The 209-nt window shown below is 55.0% G+C and carries 1 protein-coding gene; it reads right to left on the bottom strand.

The features are described from left to right. A partial coding sequence (locus G7A66_RS14715) for a DDE-type integrase/transposase/recombinase (RefSeq protein WP_174296100.1) occupies positions 1-209 on the bottom strand: 209 nt, incomplete at both ends.

Here is a 209-nt window from a genome sequence, read left to right as displayed (position 1 = left end):
AGGGATTTGAAGAATGTCTCGACGGAGGCGTTGTCGTAACAATTTCCCTTGCCGCTCATCGATGGACGCAGGCCATAGGCCTGCAGCTTTTTCTGATAGTCGTACGAACAATATTGGCTGCCGCGATCCGAATGGAAAAGGCAGCCTTCTGGAGGCTGGCGCAGGCGCACCGCCATATCCAGCGCCCTGATCGCCAGATCCTTCTTCAT

This window comes from Alteripontixanthobacter muriae, from assembly GCF_013336795.1.
GTDB classification, from domain to species: domain Bacteria; phylum Pseudomonadota; class Alphaproteobacteria; order Sphingomonadales; family Sphingomonadaceae; genus Pseudopontixanthobacter; species Pseudopontixanthobacter muriae.
Note: the sequence above shows the minus strand (reverse complement) of the source record. Positions and strands in the feature narration are given on the sequence as shown.